The 22,060-nt window shown below is 61.1% G+C and carries 17 protein-coding genes and 1 riboswitch; of the genes, 7 read left to right on the forward strand and 10 right to left on the reverse strand.

The window, feature by feature from the left end:
* Window positions 1–252: 252 nt before the first annotated feature.
* The 6 genes from BMZ66_RS20940 to moaA form a co-directional block, all read right to left on the reverse strand.
* A complete protein-coding gene (locus BMZ66_RS20940) occupies window positions 253–1,044 on the reverse strand; it encodes an SDR family oxidoreductase (protein ID WP_092678062.1) in 792 nt (263 codons plus the stop codon).
* A 3-nt stretch (window positions 1,045–1,047) separates the two neighbouring features.
* Window positions 1,048–1,425 carry a cupin domain-containing protein gene (locus tag BMZ66_RS20945; protein ID WP_092678064.1) on the reverse strand — a complete coding sequence of 126 codons (378 nt, stop codon included), beginning with the start codon at window positions 1,423–1,425 and terminating at the stop codon, window positions 1,048–1,050.
* A gap of 186 nt (window positions 1,426–1,611) precedes the next feature.
* The gene (locus BMZ66_RS20950; RefSeq protein WP_092678066.1) at window positions 1,612–2,772 is read right to left on the reverse strand and encodes an MFS transporter; all 1,161 of its coding nucleotides are present in this window, start codon (window positions 2,770–2,772) and stop codon (window positions 1,612–1,614) included.
* A gap of 161 nt (window positions 2,773–2,933) precedes the next feature.
* On the reverse strand, window positions 2,934–5,837 hold the full coding sequence (locus tag BMZ66_RS20955; RefSeq protein ID WP_092678068.1) for a response regulator: 2,904 nt from the start codon (window positions 5,835–5,837) through the stop codon (window positions 2,934–2,936).
* A gap of 259 nt (window positions 5,838–6,096) precedes the next feature.
* Window positions 6,097–6,888 carry an alpha/beta hydrolase gene (locus BMZ66_RS20960; RefSeq protein WP_092678070.1) on the reverse strand — a complete coding sequence of 264 codons (792 nt, stop codon included), beginning with the start codon at window positions 6,886–6,888 and terminating at the stop codon, window positions 6,097–6,099.
* Window positions 6,889–6,947: 59 nt separating this feature from the next.
* On the reverse strand, window positions 6,948–7,985 hold the full coding sequence (gene moaA, locus BMZ66_RS20965) for a GTP 3',8-cyclase MoaA (protein WP_234795193.1): 1,038 nt from the start codon (window positions 7,983–7,985) through the stop codon (window positions 6,948–6,950).
* A gap of 147 nt (window positions 7,986–8,132) precedes the next feature.
* On the opposite strand from moaA, the gene BMZ66_RS20970 reads away from it, so the two are divergent.
* Both BMZ66_RS20970 and BMZ66_RS20975 read left to right on the forward strand, forming a co-directional pair.
* Window positions 8,133–8,375 carry a MoaD/ThiS family protein gene (locus BMZ66_RS20970; protein ID WP_092678201.1) on the forward strand — a complete coding sequence of 81 codons (243 nt, stop codon included), beginning with the start codon at window positions 8,133–8,135 and terminating at the stop codon, window positions 8,373–8,375.
* A gap of 83 nt (window positions 8,376–8,458) precedes the next feature.
* Window positions 8,459–8,881, forward strand: a complete 423-nt coding sequence (locus BMZ66_RS20975) for a molybdenum cofactor biosynthesis protein MoaE (RefSeq protein ID WP_092678072.1) — start codon at window positions 8,459–8,461, stop codon at window positions 8,879–8,881.
* Between the two features lie 153 nt (window positions 8,882–9,034).
* On the opposite strand, the gene BMZ66_RS20980 is transcribed toward BMZ66_RS20975, so the two are convergent.
* From BMZ66_RS20980 to moaC, 4 genes are all read right to left on the reverse strand, one after another.
* Window positions 9,035–9,727: a porin family protein gene (locus BMZ66_RS20980; protein ID WP_092678074.1), complete on the reverse strand. Its 693-nt coding sequence runs from the start codon at window positions 9,725–9,727 to the stop codon at window positions 9,035–9,037.
* Between the two features lie 222 nt (window positions 9,728–9,949).
* Window positions 9,950–11,713, reverse strand: a complete 1,764-nt coding sequence (locus BMZ66_RS20985; protein WP_092678076.1) for a S41 family peptidase — start codon at window positions 11,711–11,713, stop codon at window positions 9,950–9,952.
* Window positions 11,714–11,779: 66 nt separating this feature from the next.
* Window positions 11,780–12,976 (reverse strand): NTP transferase domain-containing protein, encoded by a 1,197-nt coding sequence (locus BMZ66_RS20990; RefSeq protein ID WP_214607041.1) that lies wholly within the window; start codon window positions 12,974–12,976, stop codon window positions 11,780–11,782.
* A gap of 8 nt (window positions 12,977–12,984) precedes the next feature.
* Window positions 12,985–13,476 carry a cyclic pyranopterin monophosphate synthase MoaC gene (gene moaC / locus BMZ66_RS20995; protein ID WP_092678078.1) on the reverse strand — a complete coding sequence of 164 codons (492 nt, stop codon included), beginning with the start codon at window positions 13,474–13,476 and terminating at the stop codon, window positions 12,985–12,987.
* A 243-nt stretch (window positions 13,477–13,719) separates the two neighbouring features.
* Between moaC and BMZ66_RS21000 the strand changes: the two genes are divergently transcribed.
* The 5 genes from BMZ66_RS21000 (at window position 13,720) to BMZ66_RS21020 (ending at window position 21,972) form a co-directional block, all read left to right on the forward strand.
* Entirely contained in the window at window positions 13,720–14,787 is a 1,068-nt protein-coding gene (locus BMZ66_RS21000) for an SDR family oxidoreductase (RefSeq protein ID WP_092678205.1), read from the forward strand.
* Between the two features lie 102 nt (window positions 14,788–14,889).
* Window positions 14,890–16,104 carry a molybdopterin molybdotransferase MoeA gene (locus tag BMZ66_RS21005; RefSeq protein WP_092678080.1) on the forward strand — a complete coding sequence of 405 codons (1,215 nt, stop codon included), beginning with the start codon at window positions 14,890–14,892 and terminating at the stop codon, window positions 16,102–16,104.
* 357 nt (window positions 16,105–16,461) lie between these two features.
* Window positions 16,462–16,569, forward strand: a riboswitch (SAM riboswitch).
* A gap of 72 nt (window positions 16,570–16,641) precedes the next feature.
* The gene (metH, locus tag BMZ66_RS21010) at window positions 16,642–20,334 is read left to right on the forward strand and encodes a methionine synthase (RefSeq protein ID WP_092678082.1); all 3,693 of its coding nucleotides are present in this window, start codon (window positions 16,642–16,644) and stop codon (window positions 20,332–20,334) included.
* A gap of 83 nt (window positions 20,335–20,417) precedes the next feature.
* Window positions 20,418–21,374, forward strand: coding sequence for a methylenetetrahydrofolate reductase [NAD(P)H] (gene metF, locus BMZ66_RS21015; RefSeq protein WP_092678084.1), 957 nt, complete (start codon window positions 20,418–20,420; stop codon window positions 21,372–21,374).
* Window positions 21,375–21,486: 112 nt separating this feature from the next.
* Window positions 21,487–21,972 (forward strand): tetratricopeptide repeat protein, encoded by a 486-nt coding sequence (locus tag BMZ66_RS21020; protein WP_092678086.1) that lies wholly within the window; start codon window positions 21,487–21,489, stop codon window positions 21,970–21,972.
* Window positions 21,973–22,060: the final 88 nt, after the last annotated feature.

The following is a 22,060-nucleotide window of genomic DNA, read 5'->3' on the forward strand; positions in this document are numbered from 1 at the left end:
CGATAACCGGATGGCTACGGACTTGTTGGGCGGCAGAAAACAGACACTTCAACACGGGCATGCTGAGCGCAGCCAAAACACCGTCACCGCCTCGTCTGTCATCCTGAGCGTAGCGAAGGACCTTATCACGTCCGAGTTAATCGTTCGGCGGTGATAAGATGCTTCGCTCCGCTCAGCATGACAGACGAGGCGGTGACGATACTTTGCTCGGCTTGGCAAGACAGTTATTTAATATTGTCTCGCCCAGCGCCCTTACAGCAAAGAGCGAATCCAGCCGCCGTCTACGGCAATCGAGCTGCCGGTCATGTAGCTGGCGCGCTCAGAACATAAAAAAGCTGCCAGCGCCGCAAACTCGCGGGGCTCGCCCAGGCGCCGCATCGGGATTTCGGCTTCCCAGCGGGCCGTGGCGTCGGCGGCCGAAATGCCGTCGCGGGCGGCCACGGCATCGGCTAGGTTCACCACCCGCTCAGTGCGCGTGTAGCCCGGCAGAATGTTGTTGACCGTGACGCCAAATGGAGCCACTTCGTTGGCCAGCGTCCGGGCCATGCCGGTCACGGCGGCCCGCAGGCTGTTCGAAAGCAGCAGGTTCTCCACCGGCTGCTTGGCCGCAATGGACGTCACGTTGAGAATGCGGCCCCAGCCCCGCTCCTTCATGCCGGGCAGCACGGCGCGCGTGAGCTCCACCACGCTGGTAAGCAGCAAGTGCGTGGCCGACTCCCACATTTCGCGGCTTAGGGTGTCGAATGTGCCGGCGGGCGGCCCGCCGGCGTTGGTGACGAGGATATCGACGCGCCCGAAGCGGTCCATGGCGGCCTGCACCAAGCGGGCCACATCGGCAGGGTCGGCCACGTTGGCCGCCACGCCCAACACAGGTACGCCGTGGGCCGCCTCAATGGCGGCGCAGGTTTCCTGCAGGGCTTCATCGCCGCGGGCGCAAAGCACCAGCGAGGCGCCTTCGGCGGCCAGCTCTTCGGCCACGGCGCGGCCCAGGCCCTTGCTGGCCGCAGCCACCAGGGCAATTTTTCCTTTTAATCCGAGGTCCATGGGCTACTTCTGGCGCAGGTAGTCGTCGGATTTGTCCAACCAGTCCTGGCGGGGCGGGCTGAAAATGTCCACGTCCAGCGTGTCTTCCAGCGCCTCTGCCGTGTGCGGCACGTTGGAAGGAATGTGCAGCACCTCGCCCGCCCGCACGATGATTTCCTCGCCATCTTCTGACCCGATGTGGAAGCGCAGGGCGCCCTCCAGAATGTAGGTTATCTGCTCGTTGATGTGGTTGTGCAGCGGCACAATGCAGCCTTTTTTGAGGTACACGTGAGCCAGCATCATGTCGTTGCCAGTAATGAGGCGGCGCGACAGCTGGTCCGACAGCTGCTCTTTGGGCATGTCTTCCCAAGTGTATTTGGTGGCGGATTGGGTGTCTTCCATAGGGCTAGATGGGTTTTGGTTGTTTGGATTGGGTTGTTAAAAGGTGTTTGAAAGAACGTCATGCCGAGCGGAGCCGAGGCATCTCGCGTGCAATACTACTCCAATCGGTGAACGATGCGGGCGAGATGCCTCGGCTCCGCCCGGCATGACAGGCTGGTTTCCTTCTTCCCTGCCCGCCCCGCCCAACTACACCCGCACCCGGCTCGCCACCGCCGACACGCACAAACCCATAAAGGCAATCAGCAGAAACGACACCCGCAGACTAGTGGCCCCGGCCACCATGCCAACAACCGGCGGCCCCAACAGAAAACCCAAAAAGCCGATGGTAGAAACCGAAGCCAGGGCCATGCCCGCCGACATGTGCGTGGACCGGCCCGCCGCGCTGTACACCAGCGGCACCACCGCCGAGGTGCCAAAGCCCACCAGCAAAAAGCCTACTATCGCCGTGCCCAACGTGGGCAGGAGCACCGCAATGGTCAGGCCGGTAGCCGTGAGCAAGCCGCACAGCTGAATAACGCGCCGGGCTCCCAGCCGCTCAGCCAGCTTATCGGCCCCAAAACGACCCAGAGCCATGGTGCTCATAAAAGCCGTATAGCCCGCTCCTACCCAGTCCTTATCGGCCTGAATTACTTTCTTAAAGTACACGCCGCTCCAGTCAAACATGGCGCCCTCGCAGATGAGTGCACAGAAAGCAATAGCGCCCAGGCCCAGCAGCTCCTTGTCGGGCTTGACGAAAATGGGCTGGTTGGGGTCGACGTTAGAATCTTCGCGCACGGTGTAGCCGGCGCTCACCGCTAGGCCAGCTCCAATCAGCAGCGCAATCAGGATGAAATGCACGCCCGGGGGCACGGCCCGGCCTATCATAAACGAGCCCATGGCGGCGGCCACAAAGCCAGCTAGGCTCCACAGCCCGTGAAAGGAGGCCATGATGGGCTTGTGCTTATACAGCCGCTCCACTCCCACGGCCTGGGTATTCACCGAAATATTGGTGAGGTTGCCGCCCACGCCAAACAGCATCAGGCACGGCAGCAGCTGGTAGAGGTTGTTGGCCCAGCCCAGGCCCACCAGTGCCACGGCGTAGAGCACCACGCCCCAAATCACCACCTTGCGGCTTCCCTCCTTGGCCACCAGCCACCCGGTAATCGGCAGCGAGAGCAGCTGCCCAATGGGCAGCGCCAAGAGCACCAAGCCCAGCTGCGCCTCGGAAACACCCATGCGCTGCTGGATGCTGGGAATGCGCGAGGCCCAGCTCGCAAAGCACAAGCCCAACAGAAAGAACAAAGCCCCCACGGCCACTCGATGGGCCTTCCGGGAAATGGGCCGCGCAGTTGCAGTCAACGAAATCATAAATCACACTATCCACTCGGCGCAACGAGCCCTGCCCGGCGCCGATACCACAAAACACAAGCTCCCCCAACGCCCCGGGGCGGCAGGAAGTTGCCGCCCCGGGGGTCTTACTCCAATTTTCTCTGGTCAGCTTTGGGAAGAAGGCTCGCAAAAGTGCCGCCTTAGTGCAAAGGTTGCTGGTGTTGCAAATCCATCTTGATTTGCAGAATTATCTCACGCAGAAGCAGCGCCAGCGCTTCTACCAGCGGCGGCAGGGTCATCGCGTCGAAGCCGCCATGCCATTGGTCGAGGGCTTCTACCGGGGGCAGCATGTGCAGCGCACCCAAATGCACGAGGCTGGGCCGCAGGGTATGGGCTGCGGTTCTGAGCAGCTTAATGTCGCCGTTGTCCAGGCCCTGGCTCAGCTGCTCCAAGGCCTCTTCGCAGCTCTCCACAAAAGTTTGCAGCATGAATTCGACAAACGACTCGTCGCCTTGCCCCGCTTCCAGCAGCTCGCCCACATGGTACAGCTTGGTCTTGGCAACCAGCGCTGGTTGCAGCACCAGCGGCAGCGAAGCCACCGTGGAACCGGCCGCGCCGTGCGGCAGCACCCATTTGCTGATGGTTCGCAGCAATTCTTCCTCCTTAAAGGGCTTGGTGAGGTAATCGTTCATGCCCGCGGCCAAGCACTTATCCCGCTCTCCATTAATAGCATTGGCCGTGAGGGCCACAATAGGCGTGGTCAGGCCGAGCTGCTGGCGCAGCTGGGCCGCGGCGGCGTATCCGTCCATCACCGGCATCTGAATGTCCATCAAAATGAGGTCGTAGCTGTGCTTCTGAGCCAGCTGCACGGCCATGGCGCCGTGCTCGGCTTCGGTCACCTGCACGTGGGCGTGGCTCATGAAGGTTTTGGCAATCTGGCGGTTGAACCGGTTGTCTTCCACCAGCAGCACTTGCTTGTTGCGCAGGCCCTGGCGAATGGGGCTGTCTGGCGGCAGCACCTCTTTGGGCGGCAGGTCGTGGGCCGAGCCCACGGACAGGTGCAGCACAAAGCGCATCAATGTGCCCTTATTCTTCTCGCTTTCCAGCTCCACGTCGCTGCCCATGAGCTGCAACAGGTTGCGCGAAATACTCAGCCCCAAGCCCGTGCCGCCAAACTTGCGGGTCACCGACGAGTCTTCCTGACTGAATTCCTGGAAAATTTTCTTCACGAACTCCGGGTCGATGCCCACGCCCGTGTCAGCTACTTCAAATACCACGTTGCCGCTGCCCGGGTCGGGGCCAGCCACAAAATCGCAGGAAATGCTCACGCATCCGCTTTCGGTGAATTTGATGGCGTTGCCGGCCAAGTTTAACAGGACCTGCCGAATGCGGTAGGGGTCGCCGAGAAATACGGCTGGCACGTCGTCTTCCACCAGCACATCCAGGCAAAGGCTTTTTTCTTCGGCCTTGTAGCGCAAGGTTTGCTCTATCTCGCTCAGCAGCTGCCGGGCATCGAAGCCCATGCGCTCCAGCACCATCTTGCCGGCTTCCAGCTTCGAGAGGTCGAGAATGTCATTGATGATAACCAGCAGGTGTTCGGCCGAAGTCGTGATGGCCTGCCGGTAGCTGTCTTGGTCGGGGGCCAGGGGCGTTTTGGCCAGCAGCTGGCTCATGCCCAGAATGGCGTTCATGGGCGTGCGAATCTCGTGGCTCATGTTGGCCATGAAAATCTCGCGGGCCCGCACCGCCGACTCGGCCGCCACCTTGGCGTGGCGCAGCTGCTGCTCGGTCACCACGCGCTCGGTGATGTCGATGCCGTAGGCCACAATCAGGTGCAGGGTGCCGTCGGGGTGGAACACGGGCTGCAGGCACCGGTACTGGTAGCGGGGGCCGTCGGGGTGCCGGGAGTTTTCCTCGAACGTAACCAGCTGGCGCTGCTGGGCGGCCTGCATCAGGTGGCGCTCTCGCTCCTGCGCCAGGGTCACCGGCAGGTCGTAGCGGGCACAGTATTCGTAGTTGTCTTTGCCCACTATCCACTCGCGGGCGTCAGGGTCTTCAATGCTGCTGGTGTTCACAAACAGAAACCGGAACTGGGCGTCGAACACGGCTACGTCGCAGGGCATCTGGTTGAGGGTGAACTCGTAAAAGGCGCGCTGCTCGGCCAGCTTCTGCTTCACCTGCCAGCGTTGGGTGATGTCGGTGCCGGTGCCCACCACCATGCGTAGCGAGCCATCGGCGGCAAACACGGGGATGCACTGCCGCAGCATGCGCCGGGGGCCGCTGGACGAAGACAGGGTTTCTTCCCAGCTGGTTTCGGTGCGCGACTTCACCGCCTGGTCAAACCCTTCGCGGCGCTTCACGGCCAGTTCCATCGGCCGGTTGCGGTAGGCGCAATATTCAAAGTCGTCCTTGCCCACAACCCAGGCGCGCAGGGCGGGGTCGGAGAAGCAATGGGCGTTGATGAACTGATAGCGGTGCTCGGCGTCGAAGGCCACCACTTCCACCTTCAGGTTGTTGAGAATGGTCTGGTAGAAGTCCTGCTGGTCGGCCAGGCGCTGTTCCAGGGCTTTGGCCAGGGCCTCGTAGTGGGCCGTGCGCTCGTGCCGCTTGGTCACGTCGCGGTAGCTCACCAAGTGGCGTTGGTCTTCGTCGTCGAGCACGAGATAGTCGCGCTCCACTACTCGTCCATCCAACAAAATAAACTCCTCGTTCCAGGCGGCCTGGCCGGTCGCCGTGACGGTCGTGGGTCGGGTCAGCGAGCCCGCCGGGTCCTGAAATTGCTCCTTAATAGCGTCCGCAATGTCTAGGAACTGGTCGGACTGACCTTCGCCGGCCGGGGGTGACACCAAGCCAAACAAGTCGCGGCACCCAGGATTGGCCGCCAGAGGCTGGCCTTCGCTGTTGGTAAGCACCACGGCTCCGGGCAGCGCGTTTACCATCGCGGTAAACAGGGCTTTCTGCGACCGGATTTCAGCCTGCGCTTCGGCCAGGGCCCGCTGTAATTCTGCAATCTGTTCTTCCGTTGAAGGCTCTTTATCCCCTTGTTGCTCGGGAGGATTGTTCAGCTTAGTACCAGAAATAATTGATGGGTAGATTAGGGTCATAGACTAAGAAAAATACCAATAACGAATCATAGCAAAGATATAACCGTAGGTAGATACAATAGACTTAAATAGTTGATATTATACCCAGAATAAATAATAACAAGTTTATAAAAAATCAGCAGCCTCAAGAAGTAACAGCTTATACTGCAACTACTGGGTATTGTGGTTTGCTACGGATTGAGGCTCTTGTATTCACTCGCCTGCTCCTGGTAGAGGCGGCATTTGCCGCCAGCCAATAAGCGAGACTCGAGACTGTGTTTTACAGCAGCTTGGCCAGTTCGCGCTGGTACAGCGGGCTGTCGGTCATGCCGTTATGCCCCTCGCCTGGCAGCACAATCAGTCGGTCTTCGGGCTTGAGCAGCGCCTTTAGCTTGAGCGACGACTCGTAGTAAATTACCTCGTCGTGGTCGCCGTGAAACAGCACCACGGGCGCCTTTACCTGCTTAATCAGCTCGTTGGTGGGCAAGGGGTAGCGCACCAAAAAGCCGGGCACAAACGGGTAGAGATGCGTGGCCAAGTCGCGCAAGCTGAAGTAGGGCGCCTGCAGAATCAATAATTTCGGGCGTTGCTGAGCGGCCAGCCAGGTAGCCGGGCCTGTGCCCACGGAATAGCCCAGAATCACGGTCTGGCTTTCGGGGTATTCCGGAAGCAACTGCTGGTAGGCAGTCTGCACATCGCTCAAAAGCTGCTGCTGGCTAGTGATTTTGCCCTCGCTTTTGCCGTAGCCCCGGTAGTCGAGCATGAACACATCGTAGCCCAGGCGGGTGTAGGTAGCAGCGGCATCGCCCCAGCTGTCGAGGGCACCGCCGTTGCCGTGCAGGTAGAACACCAAGCCTTTGGACTGCGGCGCCCGAAACAGGAGGCTGTGCAGCCGGGTGCCGTCCGGGGTAGCAATCCAGCGCTCTTCGAAGTCGCCGGAAAAGCGGAATTTGTAGTCGGCCCGCAGCTGATTGGGGAAAAACAGCAAGCTCTCCTGCTTGAAGTACAGCACGCAGCACAAGGCCACATAGAGCACCAGAACAATGCTAAAAACGAGGAGCAGAATTTTCATGAGTGAAGCCGTGGCAGCCGATGCCACTCTTCGCAAGTACGGCACTCGCCCAGATTTTGCTACCCGCCAATGGTGGCCATGCTCTCGAAGCTGAGCTGGTGCAGGGGCCGCTGCCGCTCGGCCTCGAAACCGTTGGCCGCGCGGTAGCGGAAGGCCGTGGACAGCGCCGTCGTAATCTCGGCATCGCTGGCGCCGCCGCGCAGCAGGGCTCGCACGTCGAGCACGCCCTGGTCGTAAAGGCAGGTTTTGATGCCGCCTTCGGCCGTGAGGCGCAGGCGGTTGCAAGTGCCGCAGAAGGTGCGCGAATAGGCTGCAATGATGCCCACGCGGCCCAGATGGCCGGCAATGGTATAGTCCGACGCAGTGGCGCCAGCGGCCATGGCTACGGGCGTAAGAGCACCGAAGTGCTCTTCCAGGTGCTGGCGAATGCGCACGTGGTTCCAAGGCAGCGAGGCCGGCCCGGCTTCGTGGCTGCCACCGTTAAAGGGCATTTCCTCAATAAAGCGGACATCAACGGGCAGGGCGCGGCTGAGGTCGGCCAGCGGAATGAGGTCGTCGATGTTCTGGCCGTCCATCACCACGGCGTTGATTTTCACCTGAATGCCGGCCTCCAGCAGCGCATAGAACGTGTCCATGACACGCGGCAGCTCGTCGCGCCGCGTGATGCTGGCAAAACGGGCGCGGTCCAGGGTATCGAGGCTGAGGTTGACGGCTTTTACGCCCAGGCGGGCCAGGTCGGGCACGTGCGGGGCGGTGAGCACACCGTTGGTGGTCAGGCTAATGTCATCGATGCCGGGCAGCTGGGCCAGGCGCTCCATGAACGGCACCAGGTCGCGCCGCACAAAGGGCTCGCCGCCGGTCAGGCGCACTTTGCGCACGCCCAAGGTGGCTAGCAGGCTGGTCAGGCGCAGCATCTCCTCGTAGCTGAGCAGGGCGTGCTTGGGCATATACTTGATGCCTTCTTCGGGCATGCAGTAGAAGCAGCGCAGGTTGCAGCGGTCGGTCACAGCCAGGCGCAGGTATTCCAGCGGCCGGCCGTGCTGGTCGTAGAGAGTAGACGCCACGTTGGTGGCCGCAGATGGGGCAGTTGGTAGCACGTTTATCACCAAATTTGTCGGGATGTACGTAAGACAGCCGGCTTGCGCTAAACCCAGCCGGAACCAAAGGTGTTCAAGTACCAAACGCAGCAAGGGCCTCAAACGCCGGATTTCACCGGTTTTCGCCCAAAATTTACGTCGAAAGATATGTCTTTAAAAGTCTCCTTATACGGCATCACCCGCGACATAGTGGGCACGTCCGTCATTGAGCTACCGGCCCCCGCTCCCACCACCGTGGGCGAGCTGCTGGCCGAAATGCGCAAGCAGTACCCGGCCCTGGGCGAACTGCGCAGCTGCGCTGTGGCCGTAAACAACGAATATGCGAGCAACGACCAGCCCCTGCACACGGTCGACGAAATCGCCCTCATCCCTCCCGTTGCTGGAGGGTAAGTAACGCGGACTTTTAGTCCGCGCGTGAACAACTGTTATATTTTATAATACCTGCCTCGCGGACTAAAAGTCCGCGTTACCACATGACGCCCTACCTCGCCATCACCGACCAACCCATAGACGTAGCGGCCGCCCTGGCCGCCGTGCAAACCGATGCCGCGGGCGCCGTCAATGCCTTCATTGGCACGGTGCGCAACCAGTCGGGCGGCCGCCCGGTGCGCCGCCTGCACTACGAATCCTATGACAGCATGGCCCTCACTCAGCTTGGCCACGTGGTGGCCCAGGCCGTGGAGCGCTGGCCTATGCTGCAGGAAGTGGCCGTGATACACCGCAAAGGCACCCTGGAGCTCGGCGACGTGGCCGTGGTGGTAGCAGTGGCTACGCCGCACCGCGCCGAAAGCTTCGCCGCCTGCCAATTCATTATCGACACGCTCAAGCAGGTGGTCACCATCTGGAAACGCGAGGAATACGAGGATGGCACAGAGTGGGTAGCCGCGCATCCTTAGCCGTTGATTCGAATAAAAAAGCCCGGTTCTTTTTGAGGAGCCGGGCTTTTTTATCGGGGTGTAGAGACGCAATACTTTGCGTCTTGGCAGCCGCACGATTTGGGCATTATCGTTCAATGCCGAGACGCAAAATATTGCGTCTCTACATCGTTCTTACTTGCTGCCGATGAGGTAGCCCAGTGAGAGCTGGAACGCCGAGTGGCGGGCGTTTTTCAGGTCGCCGTTGAAGTAGGTGTTATTGTCGCTCTTCACGAAGTCGCTGAAGGCACCGGTGTAGCGCAGGCTCAGGCTCAGGCCGCTGTTGGCCTGGTAGCCGACGCCAGCCACGTAGCCCAGCTCGTTGCGGTTGAGGCCGCTTACGTCGCGCTTGTTCTGCGATTCGGTGGTAGTGGGCGAGCCGCCCAGAGCCGGCGTGGTGGTGGTTTTGGTTTCGTCGTTGGCGCCGAGCAGGTAGGAGTACTGCGGACCAGCCTCGGCAATGAAGCCGCCGGCGTTGATTTTCAGCAGCAGCGGCACGTCGATGTAATTATAATTCACATTGCCTTCGCGCTTCTGCTTGGCACCCAGCAGGCCGGTGTATTCGGTGGGCTTGTTTTCGAAGCCTTTCTGCGAGTAGAGCACTTCGGGCTGCACCGAGAGGAAGCCGTCGGCCAGCACGGGGATGTTGACCATTACGCCGCCCAGGAAGCCGACTTTGTTGTTGAAGGTGTTTTCGTTTTTAACGTTACCGGCCAGGTTGGAGTAGTTGGCACCGGCGCGCAAACCCAAACGAACGTCCTGGGCCTGGGCTGAAGAGATAGCCGCCGTGGCAAGTAAGGAAGCGACAAAAAATGCAGATTTTTTCATGTGAGTGGTGGGTAGTGAAAATATACTCGAGCCGGCTGTATTCGAAAAGTGTGCCAAGCTGAGCTATATGCGCGCTTTTTAAGCTGGGTGAATTTATCCACCTCCTACGAAAAAGCCCGGCTATGAGAATAGCCGGGCACGTTTTCAAAAAGTTAAACTATTGGCTAGCAGTCAGGAGAATTGCAGCTCCAACACACGATGATTGGGCAAGGGACTCAAAAATTATTTTCCCTCAATCAGCTGTACAGCTTTCTCCAGCACCTCATCGCGCCCGTCGCGGATGCCTTGGATGGTGGGGGTTATCACTACATCGGGCACAATGCCGATGCGCTGGGTTTCGCGGCCATCGGGGTAGTACACGCCAATGCCACTAATCCAGGTGTTGATGTTGCCAGGCAGCGGGATGACCGACACGTTGCCATCAGCCCCGGCAGTGGTGCTGCCCACCACCATTGCCCCGGGCGCAGTGCGGAATGCCATGGTGGTGTATTCGGCCTGGCTCTGCGACAGCTCATTCACCAGAATAATCACCTTGCCGGCATAAGCTGGGCCTTTGCTGGCCCATAAGGTCGGGCCCTGCCGGTGCTCAAACATGCCCGGATACGTGACTACCGGCTGGCTGAAACGTACAAATTCTGTTTTCCTTTGCATCAAATACGGCGCCAGGTCAAGCACCACGAACTCAGCCGGGTAGTTGCGCAAGTCGATGACCATGCCTTTAGTCTCCTTGGCCGCTTGCATGATGCCCGGGATTTGGGCTTTGCGCAGGGTGCCCATGGTCAGCAGGCCAATGTTACCGGGCAGCAGGCGCCAGGCCGGGGCTTGGGGGTCGGGTGTGCCGTTGTTCAGGGCCAGGTTGAGCTGGGCGGCGGGCACGCGAGCTACGGGCACCAGAAAGTCGCGGCCGTCGCGGCGCACCAGCAACGTCACTTTGTCGGTGGGGCCGCGCAGTAGGTCGCGGGCAATGTTGCGCAGCTGCGTGGGCTCGTTCGAGGCGGGGGTTATTGGCTGGCGGGCCTTTATCAGGTCGGTTACTTTAGTGCCATCCACGGTTAACACCACGTCGCCTTTTTGCAGGCCAGTAGCGGGGCCCAGGGTTTCATGAAAATAGTCCGTTACCACGGCCTGGCCTTCCACGAAGCGCACTTGCACTGGCGCGTGGAGCGTGCCTTTGTAAGTGTTCAAGATTTTATCGCCGCCAATAATATTGGCGTGCGTGTCGTGAATGCGGGCAATGATGGCCAGCGCCGCCAGCCGGTACTGCTCATCGGTGCGGGCGGCGGCAAACTGCGGAATGAACTCGGGCAGTACCTGCTGCCAGTCTTCCCCGATGGCGTAGCGGTAGGGGAAGAAATAGGCAATCATGTTCCAGTAGCGGTACAGGGACAGCAGGCGCAGGCCGGCATCAGGCGTTTCGGGTGTGGCGTAGGAGTATTCATGCTGAAAAACTGGGTTCCCGGGTCCCGGGGCGGGGCGCACGTAGTAATGCTCACCCTGGTTGCGGTTCTGGCGCAAGTAGACCAGCTGCTGGCTGAGGGCGTTGCTAAGCTGCTTTTTGTCCTGCAGCCAGGCCAAGTCTGCCTGCAGGCGGATTTTGTCGGGAGACGGTTCGGGACAATGCCTGCAAGCGGGCACCGGCCCGAAGCTAGCAACCCAGGCGCTCAGGACCTGGTTGCGAGCTGCAGCGTTTTTGCTTTCGAGCACCTGGGGCAGCACCCGCAGCATAGCGGCATCCATGTTGTGCTCACCCCGGGCCACGGCGGGGTGGTAATATTTCACAAAGCCCCACACCCGGCCCAGCACCGCGAGGCTTTCAATTTGCGGCTCGGTCAGGTTATCGAGGGCAATGCTGGAGCCGCGTCGGAAAGCGGTGTCCTGGTCGGCTTTGTACACCGCCTCACTTTTTGACGGCGTGGTTGGCGCCTGGGCCGAAGCGATACCGCAGCAGCCCAGTAGCAGCGCAAGAGATAGGTAGCAGTTTTTCATCAACCAGGCAGATGCAAGAAATCGAGCCTAGGTTGCTCACTCATCTTTTTTTGCCACTACAGTCCACTACCCCAGCTCACGCTCCGCCGCCGCCCGCTCCTCGGGCGTGTTCACGTTGCGCAGCTCCTCGGGCACGGGCGGGGCAAGCAGCTCGATATCGGAGTTAATCAACGCCTTGCGGGGGCAGGAGTACCCCAGCCCCAAAAAGCGCAGCAGCTGCCCGTAGCTGCGCGGCTCCCAAATAGTGACCAGCGGCTCGGGGAAGTCATTCCAAGGACTTTTCAGGGCAGTGGCGGCGCGGGCCGGCTGCCGGTTGGTCACCAGATACTCCAGCGTGGTGCGGGTGAGAAAGGGCAGGTCGCAGGCCAGCACCAGCCACGCCGCGTTGGGGTCGGCCTGAAAAGCGGACAGTACGCCCCCCAGCGGGCCGAGGTTGAGGAAGGTATCGGGCAGGGGCTTCAGGCCAGCGGGGAGGTCGGCGGCCTGGTCGGGGCGGACGGACACACGCACGTCGGGGCAAAACTCGCCGAGCAGCGCGGCGGTGTGCTGGCGTTGGTCGAGGTCGTGGTAGTGCAGGGCGCCTTTGTCGGTTTGCATGCGTTCGCTGCGACCGCCGGCCAGCACCAGGCCGCGCAGCACCGGCGCGGCCAGCAGGTACCACTGCCGGATGAAGCTGGCGATTTTGGCGACCTCAGCCAGGCGCAGCACGGGCGGCAGCGGGGCCTCGCTCAGGTGCTGGGTCAGCACGGTGGGCAGGTCGGTTTGGCCGTCGGCCAGCAAGATGAGGCGGACGTCGGTGAGGCGGTCGAGCTTTTTGTCGAGCGGCTTGCGCGGGTCTACAATCACCACCTGCTGACGGGCGCGGAAGTGGTTGCCATTCACCAGCACCACGCTTTCGTGAGCCAGCAGCTCGGGCTGGGTAAAGCGGTCGAGGGCGCGGGTGAGGTTGAGCTGGCGATAGGTGATTTTATCGACCAGCTCGGCTGAGAGGCCACCTTCTGCCACATAAGGCATGGGGCGCGCTGCCGGTGCGCTGGCTGCTGCAGAAGCTTCGGAGGCATCCCCGCTGGCGTGGTCGGCATCGACATAAGCCACGCGCAGGGCGGGCGCCAAGTGCGGCAGCAGCTGCGCTACTAAGGTCTGAATATCTCCGCAGGGCGCACCCAGAATGGCTATTTCGTGCCGGCCAAATTCGCCTATGTCGGGCCGGGCCAGGGCGGCGTGTTTGGTGCGTTTTGCGGTCGAGGTTGTAAGACTGTCCATGGTGGAAATTACAAATTTTCGGGCCGATGGAAGTCCTGCTTGCCTCCGGTTTTTTCCACAAGCTGCACGCTATCGATGGTAATGTCGTGCGAAAAAGCCTTGCACATGTCGTAGATGGTGAGGGCGGCCACGGTGGCACCGGTCAGGGCTTCCATCTCCACGCCGGTGCGGCCCGTGACCACGGCGGTGCACTCCACGCGCAGGGCGTCGGGGCCGTCGGGCTCGATGGTGACTTTGCAGTCATCGAGTCCCAGCGGGTGGCACAGCGGGATAAGCTCCGACGTACGCTTGGCCCCCATAATGCCCGCCAGGATGGCCGTATGCAGCACCGGCCCTTTGTGCGAAGGCATTTCACCGGCCTGCACGCGGGCCAGCAATTCAGGGCCGAGCACGACGCGACAGCGGGCGCGGGCTACGCGGCGGGTGGGCGCTTTGGCTCCCACGTCGACCATGGTGGGCTGATTGGCGGCGTTGACGTGGGTGAAGTTCTTTGTTAGCATAGGAGGTTAAGACGCACGATGGCGCTTCATCGTTGGCGTTGCAAAATAAAAAACGCGGGTTTCGGGCTTGCTCGCGGCGGCGCTGGAGTTGCTAACAGCCAATTGAGGTGGCCGGTTGTTTAGCCACAAAGTATGGCGCCTAGTGGGGGATTTCCGGCCACGGCGCTCAGAAAATACGTTTGCAACACACAACCCAGATACCATGTGCGGGCCCCAGCCCTGCACGCAGCCAATAATTTCATCATGACCAATACCGCCTTAGTCGTTGGTGCCAGCGGCATCATCGGCAGCAACCTGGCCCAAGAGCTTCTTGCCAATCAGTGGACTACCTACGGCCTGGCCCGCAAGCCCGGCACAGACATTGCCGGTTTGCAGCCCGTAGCGGCCGACTTGCTCGACGTGCCCGGCCTGGAAAAAGCCCTGGCCGACCTTGCCCCCACGCACGTTTTCATCACCAGCTGGATGCGCAACGATACCGAAGCCGAAAACATCCGCGTGAACAGCGCCATGGTGCGCAACCTGCTGGCGGTGCTCGGCCCGAAGAAGTCGGTGCAGCACGTGGCCCTGGTCACCGGACTGAAGCACTACCTGGGGCCGTTTGAGGCCTACGTAAGTGGGGGCGTGCCGCCGCCCACACCCCTGCGCGAGTCGCAGCCCCGGCTGGCGCTCGATAATTTCTACTACGCTCAAGAAGACGAAGTATACACTGCGGCGGCCCGCGACGGCTTTACCTGGAGCATTCACCGCCCGCATACCATCATCGGCAAGGCTGTGGGCAACCTCATGAACCTGGGCACGACGCTGGCCGTGTACGCCAGCATCTGCAAGGAAACGGGCCGGCCCTTTCGCTGGCCCGGCTCGCAGGCGCAGTGGGAAGGCCTGTCCGACGTCACCGATGCCCGCGTTATTGCCAAGCAGCTGCTGTGGGCCGCCACCACCGAGGCCGCCCGCAACGAGGCCTACAACATCGTGAACGGAGATATTTTCCGCTGGAGCTGGCTTTGGGGAAAACTGGCCGACTGGTTCGGGATAGAGCCCGTGGGCTTCGACGGCACCATTCACCCGCTGGAGGCCGAAATGGCTGCAGATGCGGCCCTCTGGCGCGACATTGCCGCGCGACACAACCTCACCGAGCCCGACCTGAGCCGCCTGGCTTCCCCCTGGCACACCGACCTGGACCTGGGCCGGCCTATCGAGGTGATGACCGACATGGCCAACAGCCGCCAGCGCGGTTTCGCAGTTTACCAGCGCACCGAGGAATCCTTCTTCGACCTGTTTGCCAAATTGCGTGAGGACCGGCTAATACCATAGGCCGGCAACATTAGGATTGGCCTGTAGCACGGCGCAAAACCATGCGCTACTGATGAGTCCTTGGTTGCTATCTAACCCCTTCGTTCCACCCCCCATCACTCCATGCTTTCCGTTGCCGAAGCTTCTGCCCGCGTGCTCGCCACTGTGCGCCCACTGCCGCCCGAGACCGTGCCCCTGCCCCAAGCCCTGGGTCGCGTGCTGGCCGAAAATCTTGTGGCCGACCGCGACTTTCCGCCCTTCAGCCGGGTAGCCATGGATGGCATCGCTGTGGTGCACGCCGCCTGGGCCGGTGGCCAGACGGAGTTCATCATCGAGCACACCCAATACGCCGGCGCACCGCCCCAGCCGCTACAAAACAGCCAGGCGGCCGTGGAGGTGATGACCGGCGCCGTGCTCCCCCCCGGCACCGACGTGGTGGTGCGCTACGAGGACATTCAGCTGGAAAGTAACCGCGCTATCATCCAAATACCGCCGCCCGATGCCCCCGGCGTCAACATTCACCGCCAAGCCGCCGACCGCCGCCGGGGTGATGTTTTACTCACGCCGGGCACCCGCCTCGGCCCGGCCGAGTTGGCCGTGGCGGCCACCGTCGGCGCGGCCGAGATAAGCGTGACCCGTGCCGCCCGCGTGGCGGTGGTGAGCACCGGCGATGAGCTGGTGGGCATCAACGAAACACCCCTGCCGCACCAGATTCGGCGTTCCAACGCCTACGCGTTGCAGGCCTTGTTTGCCCAGACGGGTGCTGAAGTGGCGCTGTTTCACCTCACCGATGAGCTGGCCGCACTCCGCCAAGGCCTGACCAATATTCTGGGCGCGGGCTTCGATGCGGTGGTGCTGAGCGGGGCCGTGAGCAAGGGCCGCGCCGACCATTTGCCCGGTTTGCTGCGGGAGCTGGCGGTAGTCGAAATCTTTCACGAAGTAAACCAACGCCCCGGCAAGCCCATGTGGTTTGGGGCACAGGCCGCGGGGCCGGCGGTATTTGGCCTGCCCGGCAACCCGGTTTCGACGTTTCTCACGGCCTGCCGCTACGTGCGGCCCTGGCTGCGTGCCTGCATGCAGCCCGCCGAAGCTATTTCTTCGGTTGAAAAACCTTCGCCCGCCAGGCTTACCGTCGACATCAATTTTAAGCCCCAGCTAGCCCACTTTGTGCCCGTGCGGCTGACCATAGACGAGGAAGGCCAACGCCTGGCTACGCCGCTGCGGGTGGGCGGCTCTGGCGATTTGGCCGGGCTTATTGGGGCCACCGCTTTTCTGGAGCTCCCCCCGGAGCCAGTGCTGTTTCCGGCGGGCAGCGTGTGGCCGGCGTGGGCCCTCTAAATCAACACTCAGTCAACTTATTACGTATTGAAATAGAAGCCGCGCCACCCGCGGCAATGTGCTGATTTCTTTATGGAGCCGCCGTTCTATTTTCTCACTTTATCCTACCGTTATGCCGACTAAAAAAGCAAGCACTGCCAAGAAAGACCCCTGCTGGAAAGGCTACGAGCAAGAAGGCACCAAAAAGAAGGACGGCAAGACCGTTCCCAATTGCGTCAGGAAAGACTAAGCTCCGCTTTGAATATGCTACTACTGGCCCCAGCCATCGCCCATCCGGCGGCGGCTGGGGCTTTGCTTTAGCGGTTGAGCAAGCTGAGTTGGTTGGCTAAACGTGTCGCGTTGTATCTTCGCAGCACGCTGCTATCCAGAAAGACCGAGGGACTGGGCCCGATGACGTCTTGGCAACCTACCACGAGTAGGTGCCAACTCCCGTTTCACCGCAATATTGGTGAAAGAAGATGACAGCCGGAACCGAACAGCATTGTTCGGGTTTCTTTCTGGATACGCGCTGCTTGCCCGTTACTCAACCCGAAAGAAATGCCCACTGCCACCCTCGTCGCGCCCTCTCCCCTTCCCGAACTGCTTCGCCAGCGCCTGCTGATTCTCGACGGCGCCATGGGCACCATGATTCAGCGCCACCCGCTGACGGAGGAGGACTTTCGCGGCGCCCGCTTTGCCGACCACCCCAAGCCGTTGCGGGGCAATAATGACCTGCTGAGTTTGACGCGGCCGGATATCATCAAGGGCATTCACGCCGAGTACTTCGCCGCGGGGGCCGACATGGTGGAAACCAACACTTTTTCGGGCACCACCATCGCGCAGGCTGACTACGGCCTGGAGCACGTAGTGTATGAGCTGAACTACGAGTCGGCGCGCCTGGCTCGCGAGGCAGCCGACGAGTATTCCACGCCCGACAAGCCGCGCTTCGTGGCCGGCGCCGTGGGCCCCACCAACCGCACCGCCTCGCTCTCGCCCGACGTGAATCGGCCCGGCTTCCGCGCCGTGACTTTTGACGAACTGGCCACTGCGTATCTGGAGCAAGTGCGCGGCCTCGTAGACGGCGGCGTCGACACGCTGCTTATCGAAACCATCTTCGACACGCTGAATGCCAAGGCGGCGCTCTATGCCGTGCAGAAGTTCTTCGACGAAGGCGGCCGCCAAGTGCCACTCATGATTTCGGGCACTATCACCGATGCCTCGGGTCGCACACTGTCGGGCCAGACGGTGGAGGCTTTCTGGAACTCCATCAGCCACCTGCCGCTGCTGAGCGTGGGCCTGAACTGTGCCCTGGGTGCCAACCAGCTGAAGCAATACGTGGAGGAGCTCAGCCGCATTTCGGACGTGCACATTTCGGCTTACCCCAATGCCGGTTTGCCCAATGCTTTTGGTGGCTACGACGAGTCGGCGCAGGAATTTGCGGCCCTGGTTGAAGACTACCTGAAGGACGGTATTGTGACGGTGGTGGGTGGCTGTTGTGGCACCACACCCCAGCACATTGCCGAGCTGAGCAAGCTGGCCGAGCGGTACCAGCCGCGGCCGCTGCCGACTGAAATTCCGCGGGCTACCCACCTGAGTGGTTTGGAGCCATTCGCCATCAAGCCCGAAAGCCTGTTTGTGAACGTGGGCGAGCGCTGCAACGTGACTGGTTCCCGCGCCTTCGCCCGCCTCATCCGCACCGGCGCCTATGAGGAAGCCCTGGCCGTGGCCCGCGTACAGGTAGAGGAAGGTGCCCAGGTACTCGACATCAACATGGACGAAGGCATGCTCGACTCGGAGCAGGCCATGACGACTTTCCTGCACCTCATTGCTTCGGAGCCCGACATTTCGCGGGTGCCGCTGATGATAGACTCTTCGAAATGGAGCGTGCTGGAAGCGGGCCTGAAGTGCGTGCAGGGCAAGAGCATTGTGAATTCCATTTCGCTGAAAGAAGGCGAGGAAGTGTTTTTGCAGCGGGCGCGCACCGTGCGCCAGTACGGCGCAGCAATGGTGGTGATGGCCTTCGACGAAAACGGCCAGGCCGACACGCTGGAGCGCCGCAAGGAAATCTGCCAGCGCAGCTACGACCTGCTGATGAGCATCGATTTCCCGGCTACCGACATCATTTTTGACCCCAACATCCTCATTGTCGGCACCGGCATGGAGGAGCACCGCAACTACGCCGTCGACTTCATCGAGTCGGTGCGCTGGATTAAGCAAAACCTGCCCGGCGCCCTCACCAGCGGCGGCGTGTCGAACATTTCTTTCTCCTTCCGCGGCAACGAAGTGGTGCGCGAGGCTATGCACGCGGCCTTCCTCTACCACGCCATCCGGGCAGGGCTGGACATGGGCATCGTGAACCCCAACCAGCTGGCGGTGTACGACGAAGTACCCAAGGACCTGCTGGACCTAGTGGAAGACGTGCTGCTCAACCGCCGCGCCGACGCCACCGAGCGCCTGCTGGAATTTGCTGAAACGGTGAAGCAGAAAGGCAAGGTAGAAGTGGTGGCCGATGCCTGGCGCAGCCTGCCGGTACAGGAACGCCTTTCGCACGCCTTGGTAAAGGGCATCACCGAATTCATTGACGAAGACACCGAGGCCGCCCGCCAGGAACTGGACCGCCCGCTGGACGTAATTGAAGGCCCCTTGATGGCTGGCATGAACGTGGTAGGCGACCTGTTTGGCGCCGGCAAAATGTTCTTGCCGCAGGTAGTGAAATCGGCCCGCGTGATGAAAAAAGCCGTGGCCTACCTCGAGCCCTACCTGCTGGCCGACAAACGCGGCGCCGACCGCCAGACCGCCGGCAAAATCCTGATGGCGACGGTGAAAGGCGACGTGCACGACATCGGCAAAAACATTGTGGGCGTGGTGCTCGCCTGCAACAACTTCGACATTGTGGACTTGGGCGTGATGGTGCCGCTCGAGAAGATTCTCGACGAAGCCCAGGCGCAGAACGTGGACGTAATCGGCCTGTCCGGCCTCATCACGCCCTCGCTCGATGAGATGGTGTACGTGGCCCAGGCCATGGAAAAGCGCGGCATGAAAGTGCCCCTGCTCATTGGCGGCGCCACCACGTCGCGCCTGCACACCGCCGTAAAAATTGCGCCGGCCTACAGCGGGGCCGTGGTGCACGTAAACGATGCCTCGCGCAGCGTGGGCGTGGCCGCCGGCCTGCTCGGCTCGGGCGAAGCCGCTTATGCCGAAACGGTCGCCGCCGACTACGCCGCCTTGCGCGCCGACTATGCCAGCCGCCAGCGCGACAAAAACTACCTGACCATTGAGGCCGCTCGCGAAAACGGGTTCAAGGCCGACTGGGCTACCACGCCCATCACCAAGCCAACCTTTCTGGGCACGAAAGTGCTGGAAGACTACGACCTCGCCGAGTTGGCCGAGTACATCGACTGGACGCCCTTCTTCCACACTTGGGAGCTGAAAGGCCGCTACCCGCGCATTCTCACCGACGAGAATCTGGGCGAAGCCGCGACCAAGCTGTTCGAAGATGCCCAGGCCATGCTCAAGCGCATCATCGACGAGAAGCTGCTGACGGCCCGCGCGGTGCTGGGTTTCTGGCCAGCCAACACCGTGGGCCACGACACCATAGAAATTTACGCCGACGACAACCGCGACACGGTAGCCACCGAGTTCTACACGTTGCGGCAGCAGGGCGAGAAAGGTCCTGGCATTCGCAATATTGCCTTCTCCGACTTCCTGGCGCCGAAAGACTCAGGCCGGGCTGACTACATGGGCGGCTTTGCCGTCACGGCCGGCATTGGCATTGAGAAGCTGCTGGAGAAATTCGAAGCCGACCACGACGACTACTCTAGCATCATGGTGAAGGCCCTAGCCGACCGACTGGCCGAGGCGTTTGCCGAGCGCCTGCACGAGCGGGTGCGCCGCGAGTTCTGGGGCTATGCACCCGACGAGCACCTCACCGGCGACGACCTCATTCAGGAGAAATACCGCGGCGTGCGCCCGGCGCCCGGCTACCCCGGCTGCCCCGACCACACCGAGAAAATCACCCTGTTCCAGCTGCTCGATGCGGAGGGCAAAACCGGCATCACCCTCACCGAAAACCTGGCCATGTACCCGGCCTCCTCGGTGAGCGGCATGTACTACGCCCACCCCGACTCGCGCTACTTCGGCCTGGGCCGAATTGGCCGGGACCAGGTGGCCGACATTGCCCAACGCAAAGGCGTGGAAACCGCCGAGCTGGAACGCTGGTTGATGCCCAACCTGAACTACGAACCGAAGTAGCGCGGACTTTTAGTCCGCGTTTGAATCCCACAGAATACCTGCCTTAAGCCCCATGCGCGGACTAAAAGTCCGCGCTACAATCCATGAAAGTTACCGAACATTTGGAGCGCGCCGACGGCAAGACGCTCTTTTCCTTCGAGGTGCTGCCGCCCAAAAAGGGTGAAAACATCCACACGCTGTTCTCGAATATTGAGCCACTGATGGAGTTTAAGCCACCGTTCATCGACGTAACTTACCACCGTGAGGAGTACGTGTACCGCCAGCACCCCAACGGCTTGCTGGAGAAGAAAACCGTGCGCCGCCGGCCCGGCACGGTAGGCATTTGCGCGGCCATTAAAAACCGCTTCGATGTGGATACTGTGCCCCATCTCATCTGCGGTGGTTTCACGAAAGAGGAAACAGAAAACGCCCTGATTGACCTGCACTTCCTGGGTATCGACTCGGTGCTGGCCTTGCGTGGTGACCCCATAAAGTCGGAAGGCGTGTTTAAGCCCGAGCCAGACGGCCACGCCTACGCCGCCGACCTCATTGGTCAGGTAGCCAACCTGAACAAGGGCGAGTACCTCGACCAGGAGCAGGACGACGTGTGGGCCACCAACTTCTGCATTGGCACGGCCGGCTACCCTGAGAAGCACTTCGAGGCGCCCAACTACAACTCCGACATCCGCTACCTGCGCCACAAGGTGGACCGCGGCGCCGACTACATCGTGACCCAAATGTTCTTCGACAACGAAGAATTCTTTCGCTTTGAGCGCTTGTGCCGCGAAGCAGGCATCAACGTGCCCATTATTCCGGGCCTCAAGCCGCTCACGACCAAGTCGCAGCTCACCATGCTGCCGCGGGCCTTCTACCTCAACCTGCCCGAAACCCTAGTGGAGGCCGTGAGCCAGTGCCGCGACAACGACGCCGTGCGCACCGTGGGCATAGAGTGGTGCCTCAACCAGAGCCGCGAGCTGATGGCCCACGGCGTGCCCTGCCTGCACTACTACTCCATGGGCAAGTCGGAAAGCATTCGGCGCGTGGCCAAGGAGCTGTTTTAATCATTTAACAGTTATCAATTAACAGTTAACATTCGTAGAGTATGCCATGGGCGCATGGCTTTTGCTGCGTGCCATTGCTTTATCAACCCAAGTGTTAATTGATGATTGTTAGATGTCAAATGCGCTCGACGACCTATTTGCCCGCCTTCGGCTAGCCACTGCACCCACGGAACTTGAGGCCTTGCAAAATGGCATCTGGCAGCTGTGGCTGACGACCGACGACGTAGCGCTCGACAAGGAGCTGGAAGCGGGCATGCGCGCCCTGCAAGCCGGCGACCACACGCTTGCCATCAACTATTTTACTCGTATAATCCAACTTAAGCCAGACTTTGCCGAGGGCTGGAACAAGCGCGCAACGGCCTACTACCTGCGCGGAGAATACCGGGCGTCGCTGGCCGACATTGCCGAGACGCTGCGACGTGAGCCGCGGCATTTTGGGGCGCTTTGGGGCCAGGCAAGCATTTATCGGCAGCTGGGAGAATACCAGCGAGCCCTTCTCATACTCGAGCGTCTGCAAACGCTTTGCCCTCATCTTCCGGGGCTACACGAGCAACTACTCAGCTTGCGCGAGCAACTCGAAGAAGGTGGTTTAGAGTGATAACGTTGCAGAAACAGGAAGCAGTTGCTACCTTTCCCAACCCCAAACGTTTGGGCACTGCTTAGCAATTATACCTTCCTATTTATAC

This window comes from Hymenobacter arizonensis, assembly GCF_900115775.1.
GTDB classification, from domain to species: Bacteria; Bacteroidota; Bacteroidia; order Cytophagales; family Hymenobacteraceae; genus Hymenobacter; species Hymenobacter arizonensis.